Origin of the sequence: Micromonospora sp. WMMD712 (genome assembly GCF_029581295.1) — a bacterium.
Taxonomy (GTDB): Bacteria; Actinomycetota; Actinomycetes; order Mycobacteriales; family Micromonosporaceae; genus Micromonospora; species Micromonospora carbonacea.
The window spans coordinates 7,079,318-7,103,185 of record NZ_CP120743.1 but is presented as its reverse complement, the minus strand read 5'-3'; the positions used below and the strand labels follow the sequence as shown (position 1 = coordinate 7,103,185).

The 23,868-nt window shown below is 75.3% G+C and carries 1 protein-coding gene; it reads right to left on the bottom strand.

The window, feature by feature from the left end; all coding sequences use genetic code 11:
• Positions 1-12: 12 nt before the first annotated feature.
• Complete coding sequence (locus O7633_RS30550; protein ID WP_282324866.1) at positions 13-23,637, bottom strand: type I polyketide synthase; 23,625 nt, start codon at positions 23,635-23,637, stop codon at positions 13-15.
• Positions 23,638-23,868 lie beyond the last annotated feature (231 nt).

Genomic DNA, 23,868 nt, shown 5'->3' with positions numbered 1-23,868 from the left:
CGTGGGCCAAGGTCAGGACTCGGAGCCGTCGAGCGCCAGCCTGATGAGGGTGTCGGCGTCCATCTCGTCGATGTCGACGTCCCCGCCGCCGGGGGCGGGCTCGGTGTCGTCGCCGTCGGTGAGCTTGAGCAGCAGGTCGAGGAGACCGGCCTCGCGGATGCGGGCCAGCGGGATGGTGGCCAGGGCCTGACGCACCGCCGTCTCGGCCGGGTCGGCCGCCTCCTCCCGCTGCGCCTCGGGGAGCAGCGCGGTGAGCAGGTGGTCGGCCACGGCGACCGGGTCGGGGTGGTCGAAGACGAGCGTGGTGGGCAGGGGCAGGCCGGTGGCCCGGGTGAGCCGGTTGCGCAGCTCCACGGCGGTCAGCGAGTCGAAGCCGAGCTCCTTGAACGCCCGCCGTGGCTTGACCCGCTCCGGGCCGGGGTGGCCGAGGACGGCGGCGGCCTCGGCGCGGACCAGGTCGGTGAGGTGCCGGTCCTGCTCGTCGCGGGGCAGGGCGCGCAGCCGGTCCCGCAGGGCCTGCCCGCCGTCGGCCGGCGCGGCGTCGTCGTCGGGGCGTTCGGCGGGTCGCGCCTCGGGCAGGTCGGCCAGCAGCGGCCGGGGCCGCGCCGACGCGTACGCCGGGGCGAACGTCGCCCAGTCGACGTCGGCGACGGTGAGGCAGGCCCGCCCGCGCCCGACGGCGACCCGCAGGGCGTGCACGGCGTCGGCCGGGGACATCGCCCGCAGCCCGCGCCGGGCCAGTTCCCGCTGGGCGTCGTCGGTGGCCATCCCGCCGTCGGCCCACGGCCCCCACGCCACGGAGGTGGCGGCGAGCCCCCGGGCGCGGCGGCGCTCGGCGAGCGCGTCGAGCCAGGCGTTGCCGGCCGCGTAGCCGGCCTGCCCGCCGCTGCCCCAGATCCCGGCGATGGACGCGAACAGCACGAACGCGTCGAGCGGCCGGTCGCCGAGCAGTTCGTCGAGGTGCGCCGCCCCGGCGGCCTTGCCGGTCAGCACCCCGGCGAGCCGGCCGAGGTCGGTGTCGACGAGCGGGGCCACGTCGTTGAGGCCGGCGGCGTGCACCACGGCGGTCAGCGGGGCCGGGTCGGCGTCGACGCGGGCGAGCAGCGCGGCGACCGCGTCCCGGTCGGCCACGTCGCAGGCGGCGACGGTGACCCGTACGCCGAGGGCGGTCAGCTCGTCGCGCAGCTCCGCCGCGCCCGGCGCGTCCTCGCCGCGCCGGCTGGTCAGCACCAGGTGTTCGGCCCCGTTGCCGGCGGCCCAGCGGGCCACGTGCGCGCCGAGCGCGCCGGTGCCGCCGGTGACGAGCACGGTGCCGGAGGGCCGCCACCGGTCGGCCGCCGCCGCGTCGGCGGGGGTGGCCCGGGTCAGCCGGCGCGCGTACACGCCGGTGGGCCGCACGGCGAGCTGGTCCTCGTCGCCGGCGGCGGTGAGGGCCGCCGCGATCCGGGCGGGGTCGACGCGGGCGGCGCTGCCGACGCGGTCGACACCAGCGGCGGGGTCGACGCGGGCAGCGGGGTCGGCTTCGGCGGCGGGCAGGTCGAGCAGGCCGACCCGGAGCTGCGGCAGCTCCAGGCCGGCGACGCGGCCGAGGCCCCACAGTCCGCCCTGGGCGGCGCTGCGGACGGCGTCGCCGTCGCCGGTGCCGACCGCGCCCCGCGTCACGCACCACAGGGCCGTGCTCGCCCCGGTGTCGTGCAGGGCCTGCGCCAGCGCCAGCGTGGCCGCCGTCCCGACGGGCACGGCCGGGTGCTGCGGGTGCGGGTCGTCGGCCAGGCCGAGCAGGGAGACGACGCCGGTGACGGGCCCGTCGGCGAGCGCGGCGGTGAGCCGCCGGGCCAGGCCGCCCCGGGTGGCGCCGGCCGGGTCGGCGGGCAGCCGCCGCACGTCCGCGCCGGCCGAGGCGAGCGCGGCGGCGACGTCGTCGGCGGTGTCGCCGTCGGGCCCGACGAGCAGCCAGCCGCCAGCCGCCACCGGGGGGTCGCCCGGGTCGATCCGCCGCCACCCGACCTGGTACGACCAGCCGTTCACCGCCGCGTCCCGGGTGCGGGCCCGTCGCCAGGTGGTGAGGGCGGGCAGGGCCGGGGCGAGGGCGTCGAGGGCGGTGTCGTCGCCGAGTTGGGTGGCGAGGGCGGTCAGGTCGCCGCGTTCGACGGCGGCCCAGAACTCGGCGTCTCCACCGTCGGTGTCCTTGCGGGGGCGCGGCAGCGCCTCGGGCCAGAACCGCTGGTGCTGGAACGCATACGTCGGCAGGTCGATGCGGGACGCGCCCGTGCCGGCGAACCACTGCCGCCACGACACCGGCACCCCGCCGACGTGCAACTCCGCCAGAGCCGCGAGCAGCCCGGTCGCCTCCGGCCGGTCCCGACGCTGCACGGCGACCGTCAACACACCCTCGTCACCCGGCAGCACATCGGCCGCCAAGGCCGTGAGCACACTCTGCGGCCCCACCTCCACGAACGTGTCCACGCCGGCCTTGCGCAGCACGGTCACCCCGTCAGCGAACCGGACCGCCTCGCGGACGTGCCGCACCCAGTAGTCCGGCGTGCGAATCTCGTCGGCGTCAGCGAGGGCCCCGGTCAGGTTCGACACCACCGGCAGCAACGGCGCGGCGAAACCGAGCGTCTCCAGGACCGCCCGGAACTCGGCCAGCATCGGCTCCATCAACGGACTGTGGAACGCGTGACTCACCGCCAACCGGCGCGTCCGCACACCCCGCTCCCGCCAGAGCCGCTCGACCTCGTCGAGGGCCTCCACGGCACCGGAGACGACCACGGCCGACGGGCCGTTGACGGCCGCGATCCCGACGTCGACGCGACCGGCGATCGACTCCGCCACCGCCTCCTCGGCCGCAGCCACCGCGAGCATGCCCCCGCCGGCCGGCAACGCCTGCATCAACCGACCCCGCGCAGCGACAAGCGCACACGCGTCCGCGAGGGACAACACCCCCGCCACGTGCGCGGCGGTGATCTCACCGACCGAGTGGCCGCCCACGAAGTCCGGCACCACCCCGAACGACTCGACGAGGCGGAACAGGGCCACCTCGACCGCGAACAACCCCGCCTGCGTGAACACGGTCTGATCCAGCAACGCCGCCTCGGGCGTGCCCGCCTCCGCGAACAGCACCGGCTTGAGCGGCTGCGGCAGCAACGGATCCAGCTCGGCGCACGCCTCGTCCAAGGCCGACGCGAACACCGGGAACGCCCCGTACAGCTCCCGACCCATCCCGGCACGCTGCGCGCCCTGACCCGAGAAGACAACCGCGAGCTGGCCGCGCTGGTCCGGGGCACCGACCACCACGGCCCCGGACGGCTCTCCCGCCGCCAGGGCCCGCAACGCGGCCAGCAGTTCGGCGCGCCCGGCGGCCGTCACCACCGCCCGCTGCTCCAACGCCGGGCGCGTCGTCACCGACGACCACGCCACGTCCAACACGGCAGGCGACCCGTCACCGGCCAGCCACCGGGCCCAGCGACCCGCCTGCCCCGCAAGAGCACCCTCCGTGCGGGCCGACAACAGCACCGGCACCACCGGCGGCGTCACCCGCTCCACCACCACACCCTCGACAACCTCCACCGCAGGCTGCTCGATGATCACATGCGCATTCGTCCCAGAGATCCCGAACGACGACACCGCCGCCCGACGCGGCCGACCCACGGCAGGCCACGGCGTCGCCTCAGTCGCCAGCGCAACCGCACCGGCGGTCCAGTCGATGTGCGGGGACGGCTCGTCCACGTGCAGGGTGGGCGGCACCACGCCATGCCGCATCGCCAGCACCATCTTGATGATCCCGGCGACACCAGCCGCCGCCTGCGTGTGCCCGATGTTCGACTTGACCGACCCGAGCAGCAGCGGGGTCTCACGGTCCTGGCCATAGGTGGCCAGCAGCGCCTGCGCCTCGATCGGATCACCCAGCGTCGTGCCCGTGCCATGCGCCTCGACCGCGTCCACATCAGCCGGGGACAGCCGCGCGTTGGCCAGAGCCTGCCGGATCACCCGCTGCTGCGAGGGGCCGTTCGGGGCGGTGAGGCCGTTCGACGCACCGTCCTGGTTGACGGCCGTACCCCGCACCACGGCGAGGACCCGGTGCCCGTTACGCCGGGCGTCCGACAGCCGCTCAACGAGCAGCATCCCGACGCCCTCCGACCAACCCGTCCCATCAGCGGCGGCAGCGAACGACTTGCACCGCCCGTCGGGGGACAGCCCCCGCTGCCGGGAGAAGCCGACGAACGCGCTCGGCGTGGCCATGACGGTGACGCCGCCGGCCAGGGCCAGGTCGCACTCCCCCGACCGCAGCGCCTGGGCCGCCAGGTGCAGCGCGACCAGGGACGACGAGCACGCCGTGTCCACGGTCACCGCCGGCCCCTCCAGGCCGAACACGTACGCGACGCGGCCGGAGGCGACGCTGCCGGCGGTGCCGTTAACGAGGTACCCCTCCAGCTCCTCCGAGGCTTCCAGGCGGCCCGCGTAGTCGTGGTGGATCAGGCCGGCGAAGACGCCGGTGGTGGCCTTCGTGTGGCGCGGGTCGATGCCGGCGTGTTCGAACGCCTCCCACGACGTCTCCAGCAGCAACCGCTGCTGCGGATCCATCGCCAGGGCCTCACGAGGACTGATCCCGAAGAACCCCGGGTCGAACTCCGCCGCCTCGTACAGGAAACCACCCTGCCGCGTCGTCGACGTCCCCGCCCGATCCGCATCCGGGTCATACAACGCGTCGAGATCCCAACCCCGATCCCCCGGGAAACCACCGATCGCATCCCCACCCGACGCCACCAGGTCCCACAACTGCTCCGGACTCGACACCCCACCCGGGAACCGACACGACATCCCGATGATGGCGATCGGGTCCTCGTCGTCCCGGGCGACGGCACGGGTGGTGGCGGTCGGCGCGGCGGCGGAGTGGCCGAGTTGCTCGTGCAGGTGCTCGGCGAGGCGTTCCGGCGTCGGATAGTCGAACACCAACGTCGCCGTCAACCGCAACCCCGTCGCCGACGCCAACCGGTTACGCAACTCCACCGACGTCAACGAGTCGAACCCGAGCTCCTTGAACGCCCGCCCACCCGCAACCGCCTGCGCCGACGCATGCCCCAGCACCGCCGCCGCCTGACCGCACACCAGATCCACCAACAACCGACGCGCCTCGTCCTGCGAAAGCCCGACCAGCCGCTCGGACCAGCCCGTGCCGGCCCCGGCCTGCCCGGCGCGTGCCTGGCGGCGCGGCCCGGTCCGGGCCAGCAGCCGGACGATCGGCGGGACCTGGCCGGCGTCGCCGGTGACCCGCAGCCGGGCGGCGACCACCGCCGCCCGGGGCCCGGCGGTGGCGGCGTCGAGGAGGGCGGCACCCTCGTCGGCGGTGAGGCCGGTCATGCCGAGCCGGCCCAGGCGCTGCCGGTCGTCGGCGCCGAGCTGAGCGGTCATCCCGCCCGTGGCCCACATGCCCCAGCCGATGCTGGTCGCCGGCAGCCCGATGGCGCGGCGGTGCTGGGCGAGGGCGTCGAGGAACGCGTTCGCCGCCGCGTAGTTGCCCTGACCGGGCGAACCCAACGTCGCCGCGATCGACGAGAACACCACGAACGCCGACAGATCCAGATCCGCCGTCGCCTCGTGCAACGCCCACGCACCGTCCACCTTCGGCCGCAACACCGTAGCCACACCGTCGGCGGACAACGAGCCGATCGTCGCGTCGGCGATCACCCCCGCCGTGTGCACCACCGCCGTCAACGGATGCGCCGGATCGATCCCGGCCACCAGCCCCGCCACCTGCATCGGGTCGGCAACATCCACCGACACCGCGGTGACCTGAGCACCCGCCCCGGTCAGCTCCGCCACCAACGCCGCATAGTCGGAACCCTCGACCGGCAGCCGACGCGACGCCAACACCAACCGGCGACTCCGGCCGGACTCGACCAGGTGCCGGGCCACGACCCCGGCCAGGGCACCCGATGCGCCCGTGACCAGCGTCGTGCCCTCGGCATCGGCGGGCACCGGCACGGTCAGCACCACCTTGCCCACGTGCCTCGCCTGACTCAGGTGCCGCAACGCCTGCCGGGCCTGCCGCACATCCCACACCCGCACCGGCAACGGCCGCAGCGCACCACTCTCGAACAACGCCAACAACTCGGCCAGCATCTGCTCGATGCGCTCGCCGCCGGCCTCGTTCAGGTCGAACGCCCGGTAGGCAACCCCCGGATGCTCCGCCGCCACGACGGCGGCATCACGTACGTCGGTCTTGCCCATCTCGACGAACCGGCCACCACGCGGCAACAACCGCAACGACGCATCCACGAACTCACCCGCAAGCGCATCCAGGACCACATCCACCCCGGCACCACCGGAAGCGGACGCGAACACCTGCTCGAACTCCGTCGACCGCGACGAACCGATCCGCCCCGGAGCCACCCCCAACTCCCGCAGCGTCCCCCACTTGCCGGGGCTCGCCGTCGCATAGACCGTCGCGCCGAAGTGGTGCGCGAGTTGGATCGCCGCCATCCCGACGCCACCCGCACCCGAGTGGACCAACACCGACTCACCCGACCGCAACCCCGCCAGATCATGCAACGCGTAATACGCCGTCAGGAACACCACCGGCACCGACGCCGCCTCGACAAACGACCACCCCGACGGCACCCGCGCCACCCGCAACCGCTGCGCCACCACCTCCGGCCCGAACCCAGGCTCGAACAACCCGAACACCCGATCACCCGGGATCAGATCGTCGACACCCGGCCCGACCTCCACCACCACACCCGCACCCTCACTACCCATCACCGCCGACGGATCCGGATACATCCCCAACGCGATCAACACGTCCCGGAAGTTCACGCCGGTGGCGCGTACCGCGATGCGGACCTCGCCGGGCGCGAGGGCGGCCGGGGCGGCGGCGACGATCTCGACGCCGTCGAGCGTGCCGGGGCGCACCGCGGCGACGTGCCACGCACGGTCCGCCGGCGGGGTCAGCTCCGCGCCCGGCTGACGCACGAGCCGGGGTACGCACACCGCGTCGCCCCGCAGCGCGAGCTGGCCGCCGATGGTGGACGGGTCGGCCGCGACGGTCGCCAGGACGGCGAGCGCCTGCGGGCCGACGGCCTCGTCGGTGTCCGCGAGCACGATGCGGTCGGGGTGCTCCGACTGCGCCGAACGCAACAGACCCCACACCGCCGCACCCGCCAGATCGGACACCCGGTCCTCGTCCCGCGCCACCACGGCACCCCGGGTCACCACCGCCAACCGCGAACCCTCAAGCAGATCAGCGGCAAGCCACCCCTGCACCACACCCAACACACCCGCGACGACATCCCGCACCGCGTCCGGCACCGCGGCCCCCGCAGCGCCGACGGGCAGCAGCACGAAAGCCGGGGCGGGCCGCCCCGCCTCCACCGCCGCCACCAGCGCCGACACGTCCGCGAAAGCGGGCACGGCGTCGGGCAGGCCGGCGTCGCCGAGCGCCACCCAGCCGGAGCCGTCGGCGGCGGGAGCGACGTCCTGCGGCTGCCAGGTCACCTCGAACAGGGCCCGGTCGGCGGCGCTGGGCGCGGCGACGCCGGTCAGCTCCCGCAGGACGAGGGAGTCGACGGAGACGACCGGCGCACCGGACCCGTCGACCGCGACGAGCCGCACCCCGGAGCCGGCGCGGCTCAGCCGCACCCGCAGCGCGCGGGCACCGGCGGCGTGCACCTGCACACCGGTGAACGCGAACGGCACCCGGGGCCCGGTGCCGGCGTCGAGCAACCCGATCGGGTGCAGGGCGGCGTCCAGCAGCGCCGGGTGCACCCCGAAGCCGGTCACGCCACCGGCCTCCGCGTCGGGCAGGGCCACCTCGGCGCACAGCTCGCCGTCGCCCGTCCACACCCGGCGCAGCCCCTGGAACACCGGCCCGTACGCCAGCCCGTGCCCGACGAGCGCGTCGTACCAACCGGACAGGTCCACCTCGGACATGCCGACCGGCGGCCACGCCCCCACGGTCGGTTCCTCGGCCACGGCCGGCTCCAGCACGCCGTCCGCGTGCCGGACCCACTCCGCGTCCGCATCCTCGTCGGGCTGGGAATACACGGCCACGTCCCGGCCGCCGCTGTCGTCGGCCGCGCCGACACGCACCTGCACCCGCACCCCACCGGAGACCGGGAGGGTCAGCGGCGCGGCGATGGTCAGCTCCCGCACCCGCGACGCACCCACCTCGTCGCCCGCCCGCACCACCAACTCCACCAGCGCCGCACCCGGCACCACCACCGCACCGGAGACGACATGATCGGCCAACCACGGATGCGTCGACACCGACAACCGACCCGACAACACGATCTCGTCGTCACCGGCCAGGCGCACCGCCGCACCGAGCAGCGGATGCCCCGGGGCGGCGAGCCCCGCCCCCGACACGTCACCGGCCCGCCAGGCCGCCGCGTCGGGCCAGTACCGCTGCCGCTGGAACGGGTACGTCGGCAGGTCCAGCGGGCGCACGGCCGTGCCGCCGCCGGTGAGGGCGGCCCAGTCGACGGGCACGCCGGCCGCGTACGCCTCGGCGAGGGCCGCGAGCAGCGCGGACGCCTCGGTGCGTCCCCGGCGCAGGGTCGGCACGACCACCGGCCCGGCGGTGGGGTCCGCGTCGTCGGCGAGGCAGTCGGAGATCATGCCGGCGAGCACCCCGTCGGGCCCGACCTCCAGGTACGTGCCGACGTGGCGCTGCCGCAGGTAGGCGATCCCGTCGGCGAAGCGGACGGCCTCCCGGACATGCCGCACCCAGTACCCGGGGTCGCACAGCTCGTCCGGGTCGGCGGCGACGCCGGTCAGGTTGGACACGACGGGCAGCGTCGGCGGCTGGAAGGCGAGCCCGTCGAGGACGGCCCGGAACCCGGCGAGCATCGGTTCCATGAGCGGGCTGTGGAAGGCGTGGCTGACCCGCAGCCGGCGGGTGCGTACGCCCCGGTCCCGCCAGTCGGCCTCGACGGCGTCGAGGGCGTCGGCGGCGCCGGAGACGACGACGGCCGCCGGGCCGTTGACGGCGGCGATCCCGAGCCGGTCGGTCAGGCCCTCGATGGAGGCGCGGACGTCGGCTTCGGCGGCGGCGACGGCGAGCATGCCGCCCCCGGCGGGCAGCGCCTGCATGAGCCGGCCCCGGGCGGCGACCAGCGCGCAGGCGTCGGCCAGGGACAGCACCCCGGCGACGTGCGCGGCGGTGATCTCACCGACGGAGTGGCCGCCGACGAGGTCGGGGACGACCCCGAACGACTCGACGAGGCGGTAGAGGGCCACCTCGACGGCGAAGAGGCCGGCCTGGGTGAACACCGTCTGGTCGAGCAGCTCCGCGTCGGGGGAGCCTTCGGTGGCGAACAGCACGTCGCGCAGCGGGCGGGGCAGCAGCGGGTCGAGGTGTCGGCATGCCTCGTCGAGCGCGGCGGCGAACGCGGGGAACGCCCCGTACGCCTCCCGGCCCATGCCGGGGCGTTGCGCGCCCTGGCCGGAGAAGAGGACGGCGAGCCGGCCGGGCCGGACGACGCCGCGGACGACGACGGACGACGGCTCGGCGGCGGCGACGGCGGCCAGGCCGGCGAGGAGGCTCTGCCGGTCGCGGGGCAGCAGCACCGCGCGGTGTTCGAACGCGGACCGGCCGGTGGCGAGGGCGTGACCGAGGTCGGGCAGGCCGACGGCCGGGTTCTCCCCCAGCCAGTCGCTCAGCCGGCGGGCCTGCTCGGCCAGGGCGTCGCCGGTGCGGGCGGAGAGCACGCAGGGCGTGGTGAGGTCGCCGGTGGTGACGGTGGCCGGGACGGTCACGGTCGGCGCGGGCGTCGCCTCGGGGGCCGCTTCCAGGATGGTGTGGACGTTGGTGCCGGAGATGCCGAACGAGGACACGGCGGCGCGGCGGGGCCGGTCCACCTCGGGCCAGGGACGCGGCTCGGCGAGCAGCGAGACGGCCCCGGCCGACCAGTCGATGTGCTCCGACGGGGTGTCGACGTGCAGGGTGGCCGGGAGCTGGCCGTGCCGCATCGCCATGACCATCTTGATCACCCCGGCGACGCCGGCGGCGGCCTGGGCGTGGCCGATGTTCGACTTGATCGACCCGAGCAGCAGCGGCCGGTCGGCGGGCCGGTCCTGCCCGTACGTGGCGAGTAGCGCCTGCGCCTCGATCGGGTCGCCGAGCGCCGTGCCGGTGCCGTGCGCCTCGACGGCGTCCACGTCGGCCGGGGTCAGCCGGGCGTTGGCCAGGGCCTGCCGGATGACGCGCTGCTGCGCCGGCCCGTTGGGGGCGGTGAGGCCGCTGCTGGCCCCGTCCTGGTTGACGGCGCTGCCCCGGACGACGGCGAGGACGCGGTGGCCGTTGCGTTGGGCGTCGGAGAGCCGTTCCAGCAGCAGCATGCCGACGCCCTCGGCGAAGCCGGTGCCGTTGGCGCCCGCGCCGAACGCCCGGCACCGCCCGTCGGGCGACAGGCCGCGCTGGCGGGAGAACTCGGCGAGCATGCCGGGGGTGGACATGACGCTGACCCCGCCGGCCAGGGCGAGCTGGCACTCGTTCTGCCGCAGCGCCTGGGCGGCCAGGTGCAGGGCGACCAGCGACGACGAGCAGGCGGTGTCGACGGTGACGGCGGGGCCTTCGAGGCCGAACAGGTAGGAGATGCGGCCGGAGGCGACGCTGCCGGCGCTGCCGTTGCCGACGTACCCGTCGAGCTCGTCGGACGTGCCGAGGGCCTTGCCGGCGTAGTCGTGGTAGATGAGGCCGACGTAGACGCCGGTGCTGCTGCCCCGGGCGGTCAGCGGGTCGATGCCGGCCCGTTCGAACGCCTCCCACGACGTTTCCAGCAGCAGCCGCTGCTGCGGGTCCATGGCGAGCGCCTCGCGCGGCGAGATGCCGAAGAAGGCGGCGTCGAAGTCGGCGGCGTCGTAGAGGAACCCGCCGCGCTGCGGGGTGGCCGTGTCGGCACCGGCGTCGCCGCTCAGGTCGGCGAGGTCCCAGCCGCGGTCGGTGGGGAAGGGCGCGATGACGTCCGCGCCGGCGGTGACGAGGTCCCACAGTTGTTCGGGGGTGCGCACGTCGCCGGGGAAGCGGCAGGCCATGCCGACGATCGCGATGGGCTCGTCGACGCCGGTCGCGGCGGCAGCGGCGGGGACCGGCGCGGGGGCGGCCCGGCCGCCGACCTCCCGGTCGAGGAAGTCGGCGAGCACGGCGGGCGTCGGGTAGTCGAAGGCGACGGTGGCGGGCAGCCGCAGCCCGGTGGCGGCGGCGAGCCGGTTGCGCAGCTCGACGGAGGTGAGCGAGTCGAAGCCGAGTTCCTTGAACGGCCGCTGCGGGTCGACGGTGTCGGCGGAGCGGTGGCCGAGCACGGCGGCCGCGGCGCCGGCGACGAGGTCGAGGAGCTGGCCGCGTCGTTCGGCGGGGCTGAGGGCGGCGAGCCGCTCGCCCAGCGACAGGTCGGCGGCGGCCCGGGTCGCCGCCCGTCGCCGGGCGTGGGGCTGGCGCACGAGGTCGCGCAGCAGCGCGGGGACCGGTCCGCCCGTGGCCGCCGGCACCTTCATGAGTACGAGGTGCGCGCCGCCGTGCCGCTGCGCGGCGTCCAGGAGCGCGAGGCCCTCGGCGTCGGTGAGCGGGGAGCTACCGGCGCGGATGGCGCGCCGGTGCTCGGTGGCGTCGAGGTGGGCGGTCATGGCGCTGGTGGTGGCCCAGAGCCCCCAGGCGAGGCTGGCCGCGGGCAGGCCCCGGCTGCGGCGGTGCTGGGCGAGGGCGTCGAGGAACGCGTTCGCCGCCGCGTAGTTGCCCTGACCTGGCGAACCCAGGGTCGCCGCGATCGACGAGAACACCACGAACGCCGACAGATCCAGATCCGCCGTCGCCTCATGCAACGCCCACGCGCCGTCCACCTTCGGCCGCAGCACGGCGGCCACGCCGTCGGCGGTGAGGGAGCCGATCGTCGCGTCGGCGATCACCCCGGCAGTGTGGATGACGGCGGTCAGCGGGTGCGCCGGATCGATCCCGGCCACCAGGCCCGCCACCTGCCCCGGGTCGGCCACGTCCACCGACACGGCCGTGACCTGCGCGCCCGCCCCGGTCAGCTCCGCCACCAGGGCCGCATAGTCGGAACCCTCCACCGGCAACCGACGCGACGCCAACACCAACCGGCGACTCCGGCCGGACTCGACCAGGTGCCGGGCCACGACCCCGGCCAGGGCACCCGACGCGCCCGTGACCAGGGTCGTGCCCTCGCCATCGGCGGGCACCGGCACGGTCAGCACGACCTTGCCCACGTGCCTCGCCTGACTCAGGTGCCGCAACGCCTGCCGGGCCTGCCGCACATCCCACACCCGCACCGGCAACGGCGACAACACACCCCGCTCGAACAACGCCAACAGCTCGCCGAGCATCTGCCCGATGCGTTCGCCGCCTGCGGCGTTCAGCTCGAACGCCTGGTACGTCACGCCGGGGTGTTGGCGGGCGACCAGTTCCGGGTCGCGTACGTCGGTCTTGCCCATCTCGACGAACCGGCCGCCACGCGGCAACAACCGCAACGACGCATCCACGAACTCACCCGCAAGCGCATCCAGCACCACATCCACACCCGCGCCACCCGACGCCGACGCGAACACCGCCTCGAACTCCGTCGACCGCGACGAACCGATCCGCCCCGGAGCCACCCCCAACTCCCGCAACGTCCCCCACTTACCGGGACTGGCAGTCGCATACACCGTCGCGCCAAAGTGGTGGGCGAGCTGGATCGCCGCCATGCCGACGCCACCCGCACCCGAGTGGACCAACACAGACTCACCCGACCGCAACCCCGCCAGATCGTGCAACGCGTAATACGCCGTCAGGAACACCACCGGCACCGACGCCGCCTCGACAAACGACCACCCCGACGGCACCCGCGCCACCCGCAACCGCTGCGCCACCACCTCCGGCCCGAACCCAGGCTCGAACAACCCGAACACCCGATCACCCGGGCTCAGGTCATCCACACCCGGGCCGACCTCCAGCACCACACCCGCACCCTCGCTACCCATCACCGCCGACGGATCCGGATACATCCCCAACGCGATCAACACATCGCGGAAGTTCACCCCGGCCGCCCGCACCGCGATGCGGACCTGGCCCGGGGCGAGGGGCTGGGCGGTGCCGGGCAGCAGGTCGACGCCGTCGATCGTGCCGGGGGCGACGGCGGCCACGTGCCACAGGTCGCCCTGCGGGGTGAGGGCGTCACCGGCGGGCCGGGTGACCCGGGGCGTGAGGACGGCGCCGGCCCGGACGGCGAGCTGACCGCCGGTGGGGGCGGGGTCGGCGGCCACCGCCGCGAGCAGCGCCACCGCGTCGGCGTCCAACGGACCGTCGAGGTCGGCGAGCACGATGCGGTCGGGGTGCTCCGACTGCGCCGAACGCAACAGACCCCACACCGCCGCACCCGCCAGGTCGGTCACCCGGTCGCCGGGCAGGACCGCCACGGCGTCGCGGGTCGTCACGGCGAGCTTCGTGTCGGCGAGTGCGGCGGAGGCCAGCCACGCCTGGACGGCCCCGAGGGCGTCCGACGTCGCGGCCCGGACCAGGCCGGGCAGGTCGTCGCCGGAGGGCCGGCCCGGGGTGCTCCCGGGGACCCGGTCCGGGGCGGAGCCGGCGTCGCCGGCCGCGCCCGGGCCGACGGGCAACAGGACGAGGCCCGGCGCGGGCCGTCCCGCCTCGACGGCCGCCACCAACGCCGCCACGTCCGGGTACGCCGGCACGTCGCCGGGCAGGTCGACCTCGCCGAGCGCCACCGCGCCCGACACGTCGGCGGCCGGGGTCACGTCCTCGGCGCGCCAGGTGAGTTCGAACACCGACCGGTCGGCGGCGCTGGGCGCGGCGACGCCGGTCAGTTCCCGCAGGACGAGGGAGTCGACCGAGACGACCGGCGATCCGGACCCGTCGACCGCGACCAGCCGCACCCCGGAACCGGCACGGCTCAGCCGCACCCGCAACACCGACGCACCGGCGGCGTGCACCTGCACACCGCTGAACGCGAACGGCACCCGGGGGCCCGACGTCTCCTGCTCCGACAGCAATCCGATCGGGTGCAGGGCGGCGTCCAGCAACGCCGGGTGCACCCCGAACCGGCCGGCGCTCTCGGCGGCGTCGTCGGGCAGGGCCACCTCGGCGTACACGTCGCCGTCGGTGCCGGTCCACACCCGGCGCAGCCCCTGGAACACCGGCCCGTACGCCAGCCCGTGCCCGACGAGCGCGTCGTACCAACCGGACAGGTCCACCTCGGACGTGCCGACCGGCGGCCACTGCCCCACCACCGGCTCCTCGGCCACGGCCGGCTCCAGCACCCCATCGGCGTGCCGCACCCACTCCGCATCCGCATCCTCGCCGGGCTGGGCGTGCACCGTCACCTCACGGGCACCGGCACCGTCGGCCGCACCGACCCGCACCTGCACCCGCACCGCCTCGGAGGCCGGCAACGTCAACGGCGCGGCGATCGTCAACTCCCGCACCCGCGACGCACCCACCTCGTCGCCCGCCCGCACCACCAACTCCACCAGCGCCGCACCCGGCACCACCACCGCACCGGCAACCACGTGATCGGCCAACCACGGGTGCGTCGACACCGACAGGCGACCGGTCAGCACCACCTCGTCGTCACCGGCCAGGCGCACCGCCGCACCGAGCAGCGGATGCCCCGCCACACCCAGACCGGCAGCCGACACGTCACCCACCTGCCACGTGCCCACCTCGGGCCAGAACCGCTCCCGCTGGAACGCGTACGTCGGCAGGTCCACCCGGGACGCGCCGGTGTCGGCGAGGACGGCGGCCCAGTCGACCGGCACGCCGGCCGTGTGCAGGTCGCCGAGCGCGGCGAGGAGCTGGCGGGGTCCGTGCTCGTCGCGGCGCAGCGAACCGACCACGACGCCGGGCTGGCCGGCGGCGGCCCGGTCGAGGGCGTCCTGCACCACCACCTTGAGCACGGGGTGGGGGCTGGCCTCGACGAACGTGCGGTAGCCGGCGGCGATCAGCGCGTCCACGACGGGGGCGAGGCGCACCGGTTCGCGCAGGTTCCGGTACCAGTAGTCGGCGTCCAGCTCGACGGTGTCGATGGGCTCGCCGGTGACGGTGGAGTGGAACGCCACCTCGGTGGGGTGGGCCTCGATCGTGCCGAGCGCGGCGGCCAGGTCCTCGCGGACGGCCTCGACGTGCCCGCAGTGCGACGCGTAGTCCACGGCGATACGACGGGCCCGGATGTCGCGTTCCGCGCAGGTGGCGAGCAGTTCGTCGACGGGGCCGGCGTCGCCGGACACCACGGTCACGGCGGCGCCGTTGACGGCGGCGACGGACAGGGCGCCGGCCCAGGGCGCGATGAGCTGCGCGGTGTCGGCGGCGGACAGCGGCACGGACACCATGCCGCCCAGCCCGGAGATGGCGAGCAGGCCCCGGCTGCGGGCGACGACGAGCCGCATCGCGTCGGGCAGGGTGAGCGCGCCGGCTGCGCAGGCGGCGGCGATCTCGCCCTGCGAGTGGCCGATGACGGCGTCGGGCCGGACGCCGCACGCCTTCCACACCTCGGCGAGGGAGACCATGACGGAGAACAGCAGCGGCTGGACGACGTCCACCCGGTCCATCGGCGGGGCGGCGGGCGCGCCGCGCAGGACGTCCTCGGGGTTCCAGTCGACCAGCCGGGACAGTTCCGCCGCGCACTGGTCCATCCGGTTCCGGAAGACCGGCGAGGACTCCAGCAGGTCGAGGGCCATCCCGGCCCACTGGGAGCCCTGGCCGGGGAAGACGAAGACGACCTTCGGCGTACCGTCGGGGATGCCGGCGTGGTGGTCGGCCTCGGCGACCGCGGCGAGCCCGGCCAGCGCGGAGTCCCGGTCGGCGGCCACGGTGACCTGCCGGTACGGGTGGTGGGCGCGGCCGGTGGCGAGCGAGTACGCGAGGTCGACGAGGTCGAGGGCCGGGTCGTCGGCGAGACGGGTCCGCAGCCGGGCCGCCTGGTCGCGCAGGGCGCGGGCGCTGCGGGCCGACACGAGCAGCGGTACGGCGTCGGCGGCGACCAGGCCGGGCGACGGCGTCGCCGGGCGTTCGGGGCGGGGTGCCGGGGCGGCGGCGGGGGCCTGCTCGATGATGGCGTGGGCGTTGGTGCCGCTGATGCCGAAGGAGGAGACGGCGGCGCGGCGGGGCCGGTCGACGGCCGGCCAGGGCGCGGCGTCGGTGGTGAGGGTGACGGCCCCGGAGGTCCAGTCGATGTGCGGGGACGGCTCGTCGACGTGCAGGGTCGGCGGGACGAGCCCGTGCCGCATCGCCATGACCATCTTGATCACCCCGGCGACGCCGGCGGCGGCCTGGGTGTGCCCGATGTTCGACTTGATCGAGCCGAGCAGCAGCGGCCGGTCGGCGGGCCGGTCCTGCCCGTACGTGGCCAGCAGCGCCTGCGCCTCGATCGGGTCGCCGAGGGTCGTGCCGGTGCCGTGGGCCTCGACGGCGTCCACGTCGGCCGGGGTGAGTCGCGCGTTGGCGAGGGCCTGCCGGATGACGCGCTGCTGCGACGGCCCGTTCGGGGCGGTCAGCCCGTTGGACGCGCCGTCGGAGTTGACGGCGCTGCCCCGCACGACGGCGAGGACCCGGTGGCCGCGCCGCCGGGCGTCGGAGAGGCGCTCGACGAGGAGGATGCCGACGCCCTCGCCCCAGCCGGTGCCGTCGGCGGCGGCGGCGAACGCCTTGCACCGGCCGTCGGGGGCGAGGCCGCCCTGGCGGGAGAACTCGGAGAACATGCCCGGCTGGGCCATCAGCGCGACGCCACCGGCGAGGGCCATGTCGCATTCGCCGGAACGCAGCGCCTGCGCGGCGAGGTGCAGGGCGACCAGGGACGACGAGCACGCCGTGTCGACGGTGACGGCCGGGCCCTCGAAGCCGAAGGTGTAGGCGACCCGGCCGGAGGCGACGCTGCCGGCGGTGCCGGTGAGCAGGTGCCCTTCGAGCCCTTCGAGGCCGTCGCTGCCGGTGGCGGCGTAGCCGGAGGACGCGGCGCCGATGAAGACGCCGGTGCTGGTGCCGTGGCCGGTGGCGGGGTCGATGCCGGCGTGTTCGAACGCCTCCCACGACGTCTCCAGCAGCAACCGCTGCTGCGGATCCATCGCCAGGGCCTCACGAGGACTGATCCCGAAGAACCCCGGGTCGAACTCCGCCGCCTCGTACAGGAAACCACCCTGCCGCGTCGTCGACGTCCCCGCCCGATCCGCATCCGGGTCATACAACGCATCCAGGTCCCAACCCCGATCCCCCGGGAAACCACCGATCGCATCCCCACCCGACGCCACCAGGTCCCACAACTGCTCGGGGCTGGACACCCCACCCGGGAACCGACACGACATGCCGATGATCGCGATGGGTTCGTCGGTGCCCGCCGGGCCGGCGGCGCGGGCGGCGGCCGGCGCGGCGGCGGGCGTCTCGCCCAGCCGCTCGTGCAGGTGCTCGGCCAGACGCTCCGGCGTCGGATAGTCGAACACGAGCGTCGCGGTCAGCCGCAGCCCGGTCGCCGAGGCCAGCCGGTTACGCAGCTCCACGGAGGTGAGCGAGTCGAACCCGAGTTCCTTGAACGCCCGCCCACCCGCAACCGCCTGCGCCGACGCATGCCCCAACACCGCCGCCGCCTGACCACACACCAGATCCACCAACAACCGACGCGCCTCGTCGGACGCGAGGCCGGCGAGGCGGTCCGCCCAGGAGGTGCCGGTGCCGCCGGTCGCGCCGCCCGCCTGGCGGCGTCCGCCGGCGCGGGCGAGCAGCCGCAGGATCGGCGGGACCTGGCCGGCGTCCCCGGTGATGCGGAGGCGAGCCGCCGCGATCGCCGGCATGGCCCTGGCGGTGGCCGCGTCGAGCAGGGCCGCGCCCTCGTCCGCGGTGAGGCCGGCCATGCCGAGCCGCCGCAGGCGCTGCGCGTCGTCGCGGTCGAGGTGCGCGGTCATGGCGCTGGTGGTGGCCCACATGCCCCAGCCGATGCTGGTCGCCGGCAGCCCGATGGCGCGGCGGTGCTGGGCGAGGGCGTCGAGGAACGCGTTCGCCGCCGCGTAGTTGCCCTGACCCGGCGAACCCAACGTCGCCGCGATCGACGAGAACACCACGAACGCCGACAGATCCAGATCCGCCGTCGCCTCGTGCAACGCCCACGCGCCGTCGACCTTCGGCCCCATGACCGTGGCCACGCCGTCGGCGGACAGGGAGCCGATCGTCGCGTCGGCGATCACCCCGGCCGTGTGGATGACGGCGGTCAGCGGATGCGCCGGGTCGATCCCGGCCACCAGGCCCGCCACCTGCGCCGGGTCGGCGACGTCCACCGACACCGCGGTGACCTGAGCACCCGCCCCGGTCAGCTCCGCCACCAACGCCGCATAGTCGGAACCCTCGACCGGCAGCCGACGCGACGCCAACACCAACCGACGAGCCTGACCCGAGGCGACCAGATGCCGCGCCACCACCCCGGCCAGCGTCCCGGACGCACCCGTCACCAGGGTCGTGCCGTCCGGGTCCACCGCGGCCGGGACCGTCAGCACCACCTTGCCCACGTGCCGGGCCTGGCTCAGGTGCCGCAGCGCCTGCCGGGCCTGCCGCACATCCCACACCCGCACCGGCAGCGGCCGCAGCGCACCACTCTCGAACAACGCCAACAACTCGGCCAGCATCTGCCCGATGCGCTCGCTGCCCGCCTCGTTGAGGTCGAACGCCCGGTAGGCGACCCCGGGGTGGAGCTGCGCGACCGCGTCGGCGTCGCGGATGTCGGTCTTGCCCATCTCGACGAACCGGCCACCACGCGGCAACAACCGCAACGACGCATCCACGAACTCACCCGCGAGCGCATCGAGGACCACATCCACCCCGGCACCACCGGAAGCGGACGCGAACACCTGCTCGAACTCCGTCGACCGCGACGAACCGATCCGCCCCGGAGCCACCCCCAACTCCCGCAGGGTCCCCCACTTGCCGGGACTGGCGGTCGCGTAGACGGTCGCGCCGAAGTGGTGGGCGAGCTGGATCGCCGCCATGCCGACGCCACCCGCACCCGAGTGGACCAACACCGACTCACCCGACCGCAACCCCGCCAGATCGTGCAACGCGTAGTAGGCCGTCAGGAACACCAGGGGGACGGAGGCGGCCTCGGCGTAGGACCAGCCGGCGGGGATCCGGGCCACCCGCTGCCGCTCGGCGACGACCTGCGGGCCGAAGCCCGGCTCGAACATGCCGAACACCCGGTCGCCGGGCGCGAGGCCGTCGACGCCGGGGCCGACCTCCAGCACGACGCCCGCGCCCTCGCTGCCCATCCGGGCCGCCGCGTCCGGGTACATGCCGAGCGCGATGAGGACGTCGCGGAAGTTCACGCCGGTGGCACGCACGGCGATGCGGACCTGCCCGGCCCCCAGCTTCGCGGCCGGGGCGGCGACCAGGTCGACGCCGTCGATCGTGCCGGGGGCGACGGGCGCGAGGTGCCAGAGGCCCGACGCCGGGGGCGTCAGCTCGTCGCCGGTCAGCCGCGTCAACCGGGGTACGCGCACCGCGCCCCCGCGGACGGCGAGCTGGCCCCCGGTGGGGGCGGGGTCGGCGGCCACCGCCGCGAGCAGCGCCACCGCGTCGGCGTCCAACGGACCGTCGAGGTCGGCCAGCACGATGCGGTCCGGGTGCTCCGACTGCGCCGAACGCAACAGACCCCACACCGCCGCACCCGCCAGATCGGACACGCGGTCCTCGTCCCGCGCCACCACGGCACCCCGGGTCACCACCACCAACCGCGAATCGGCGAGGACGTCGGCGCCAAGCCACCCCTGCACCACACCCAACACACCCGCAACCACATCCCGCACCGCACCCGGAACAGACCCACCGGCAACGGCAACGGGCAGCAGCACGAACGCCGGGGCGGGTAGCCCCGCCTCCACGGCCGCCACCAACGCCGGCACGTCCGCGTACGCGGGCACGGCGTCGGGCAGGCCGGCGTCGCCGAGCGCCACCGCGCCGGACACGTCGGCGGCCGGGGTCACGTCCTCGGCGTGCCAGGTCACCTCGAACAGGGAACGGTCGGCCGCACTCGGGGTCGGGGCGGTGCCCATCTCCCGCAGGACGAGGGAGTCGACGGAAACCACCGGCGCACCGGACTCGTCGGCGGCGACCAGCCGCACCCCGGAACCGGCGCGGCTCAGCCGCACCCGCAGCGCGCGGGCACCGGCGGCGTGCACCTGCACCCCGCTGAACGCGAACGGCACCCGCGGGCCGGTGCCGGTGCCGGCGTCGAGCAGGCCGATCGGGTGCAGGGCGGCGTCCAGCAACGCCGGGTGCACCCCGAAGCCGGTCGCGTCGGCCGCCGCCTCGTCGGGCAGGGCCACCTCGGCGTACACGTCGCCGTCGGTGCCGGTCCACACCCGGCGCAGCCCCTGGAACACCGGCCCGTACGCCAGCCCGTGCTCCGCGAACGCCGGATACCAGCCGGCCAGTTCCGCCTCGGTCGCCCCGGCGGGCGGCCACGTGCCGACGGTCGGCTCCTCGGCGGCGGCCGGCTCCAGCACGCCCTCGGCGTGCCGCACCCACTCCGCGTCCGGCTCGTCGTCGGGCTGGGCGTGCACCGTGACCTCACGGGCACCGGCACCGTCGGCCGACCCGACGCGCACCTGCACCCGCACCGCCTCGGAGGCCGGCAGAGTCAACGGCGCGGCGAGCGTCAACTCCCGCACCCGCGACGCACCCACCTCGTCGCCCGCCCGCACCACCAACTCCACCAGCGCCGCACCCGGCACCACCACCGCACCGGCAACCACGTGATCGGCCAACCACGGGTGCGTCGACACCGACAGCCGACCGGTCAGCACCACCTCGTCGTCACCAGCCAGGCGCACCGCCGCACCGAGCAGCGGATGCCCCGCCACACCCAGACCGGCAGCCGACACGTCACCCACCTGCCACGTGCCCACCTCGGGCCAGAACCGCTCCCGCTGGAACGCGTACGTCGGCAGGTCCACCCGGGACGCGCCGGTGTCGGCGAACCACGGCCGCCAGTCCACACCAACGCCGTTGACGTGCAGCTCCGCCAGCGCGGCCAGCAGAGCCGACACCTCCGGCCGATCCCGACGCTGGGCGGCCACCGCGAGCACGGAAGCCTCGGGCAGCGCCTCCGCCGTCAGCGCCGTCAACACACTCTGCGGACCCACCTCCAGGAACGTGTCCACCCCCGCCGCCCGCAACGCCGCCACCCCATCGGCGAACCGCACCGCCTCCCGCACATGCCGCACCCAGTAGTCGACACTACGAACCTCATCGGGATCGGCCAGCCCACCGGTCACGTTCGACACCAACGGCAGCACCGGCGCGGAGAACGTCAACCTCGACAACACCGCCCGGAACCTCTCCAGCATCGGCTCCATCAACGGACTGTGGAACGCGTGACTCACCGCCAACCGACGCGTCCGCACCCCCCGACCCCGCCACACCTCCTCCAACATGTCGAGGGCGTCCACCGCACCCGACACCACCACCGACCCAGGACCGTTGACCGCCGCGACCCCCACCCGATCGGACAACCCGTCCAGCGACGACAACACCTCCGCCTCGGCCGCATTGACCGCCAACATCCCGCCACCGGCCGGCAACCCCTGCATCAGCCGACCCCGCGCCACCACCAACGCACACGCATGCTCCAGCGACAACACCCCCGCCACATACGCCGCAACGATCTCACCAACCGAATGCCCACCCACAAAGTCCGGCACCACACCGAACGACTCCACCAGGCGGAACAGGGCCACCTCGACCGCGAACAACCCCGCCTGCGTGAACACCGTCTGCCCCAGCAGCTCGGCCTCCGGCGAACCGGGATCGGCGAACAACACCGGCCGCAACGGCTGCGGCAACCCACGATCCAGGTGCCCACACACCTCGTCCAACACCGACGCGAACACCGGGAACGCCGCAGACAACTCCCGACCCATCCCCGCCCGCTGCGCACCCTGACCGGAGAACAGCACCGCGAGCGGACCCCGGTCGGCGGCACGGCCGGCGACGGCCGCGCCGGACGGCTCGCCCGCCGCCAGGGCGCGCAGCCCGGCGACGAGGTCGTCCCGGCCCGTGGCCGCCACCACCGCGCGGCTGTCCAGAGCCGCCCGGGAGGTGGCCGACGACCACCCCACGTCCAGAGGACGGGCGTCGGCGTCGGCGTCCAGCCAGGCCGCCCACCGGCCCGCCTGCGCGGCGAGGGCGGCGGGGTGCGCGGCGGAGAGCAGCACCGGCACCGCCGGCACGTCCCGGGCGGGGGCCTCGGCTGCGGTGGCGGGCTCGGGCGGCGGGGCCTGTTCCAGGACGAGGTGGGCGTTGGTGCCGCTCATGCCGAAGGCGGAGACGGCGGCGCGGCGGGGCCGCCCGGCGTCGTCGGTCCACGGGCGGGCCCGGGTGAGCAGGGTGACCGCGCCGCCGGTCCAGTCGACGTGCGGCGTGGGCTCGTCGGCGTGCAGGGTCGCCGGCAGCAGCCCGTGCCGCATGGCGAGCACCATCTTGATCACACCGGCGACCCCGGCGGCGGCCTGGGTGTGGCCGAGGTTCGACTTCAGCGAGCCGAGCCAGAGTGGCCGGTCGGCGGGCCGGTCCCTGCCGTACGTCGCGAGGAGCGCCTGCGCCTCGATCGGGTCGCCGAGCCGGGTGCCGGTGCCGTGCGCCTCGACGACGTCCACGTCCGCCGGCGTGAGCCCGGCGTTGTCGAGGGCCTGCCGGATGACGCGCTGCTGGGCGGGGCCGTTCGGCGCGGTGAGGCCGCTGCTGGCCCCGTCGGAGTTGACGGCGCTGCCCCGGATGACGGCGAGCACGGGGTGGCCGTTGCGGCGGGCGTCGGACAGCCGCTCGACGAGCACCATACCGACGCCCTCGGCCCAGCCGGTGCCGTCGGCGTCGGCGGAGAACGCCTTGCACCGGCCGTCGGCGGCCAGCCCCCGCTGGCGGGAGAACTCGACGAACCCGCCGGGGGTGGCCATCACGCTGACGCCGCCGGCCACGGCGAGGGTGCACTCGCCGTCGCGCAGGGCCTGACCGGCCAGGTGCAGCGCGACCAGCGACGACGAGCAGGCGGTGTCGATGGTGACGGCCGGCCCCTCCAGGCCGAACGAGTAGGCCAGTCGGCCGGAGATGACGCTGGCGGCGGTGCCGGTCAGCACGTAGCCTTCGGCGCCCTCGGGGAGGCGGCGCAACACGGTGGCGTAGTCCTGCCCGGCGGTGCCGACGAACACGCCGGTGCGGCTGCCGCGCAGGGAGCCGGCGTCGATGCCGGCGCGTTCGAACACCTCCCAGGTGGTCTCCAGCAGCAGCCGCTGCTGCGGGTCCATCGCGAGGGCCTCGCGGGGGGAGATGCCGAACAGGGTCGGGTCGAAGTGGCCGGCGTCGTCGAGGAACCCGCCCCGGTCGCTGTACGAGGTGCCGGGGTGGTCGGGGTCCGGGTCGTACAGCCGGGCCAGGTCCCAGCCCCGGTCGGTGGGGAACGGGCCGGTCGCGTCGGTGCCGGCGGCCACGAGGTCCCACAGGTCCTCGGGGGAGCCGACGCCGCCGGGGAACCGGCACGCCATCGCGACGACGGCGATCGGTTCGGGTTCGGCGCTCTCCAGTTCCCGCAGGCGTCGGTGCGCCTGGCGGAGCTCGGTGGTCACCCACTTGAGGTGTTCGAGGAGCTTCACTTCGTCCGCCATGACCCACCCGCCCGGAGCTTGCTACCGATCGATTCCGCCGAACACTGAGGAAGCCACCACCGCACCGCCGGCCCTGGGAATCACCGGTATCCGACCCTCACCGTGAGTGGACGGTACTGAGCGCGCTACGACGGCCCAACCCCTACGGGACCCCTCATTCAGCCCCCGCGCGGCACCCTCCGGCGGGCGGATATCCGCAGGATGAGGCCGGTGGGACGGCCCCCGCTGACC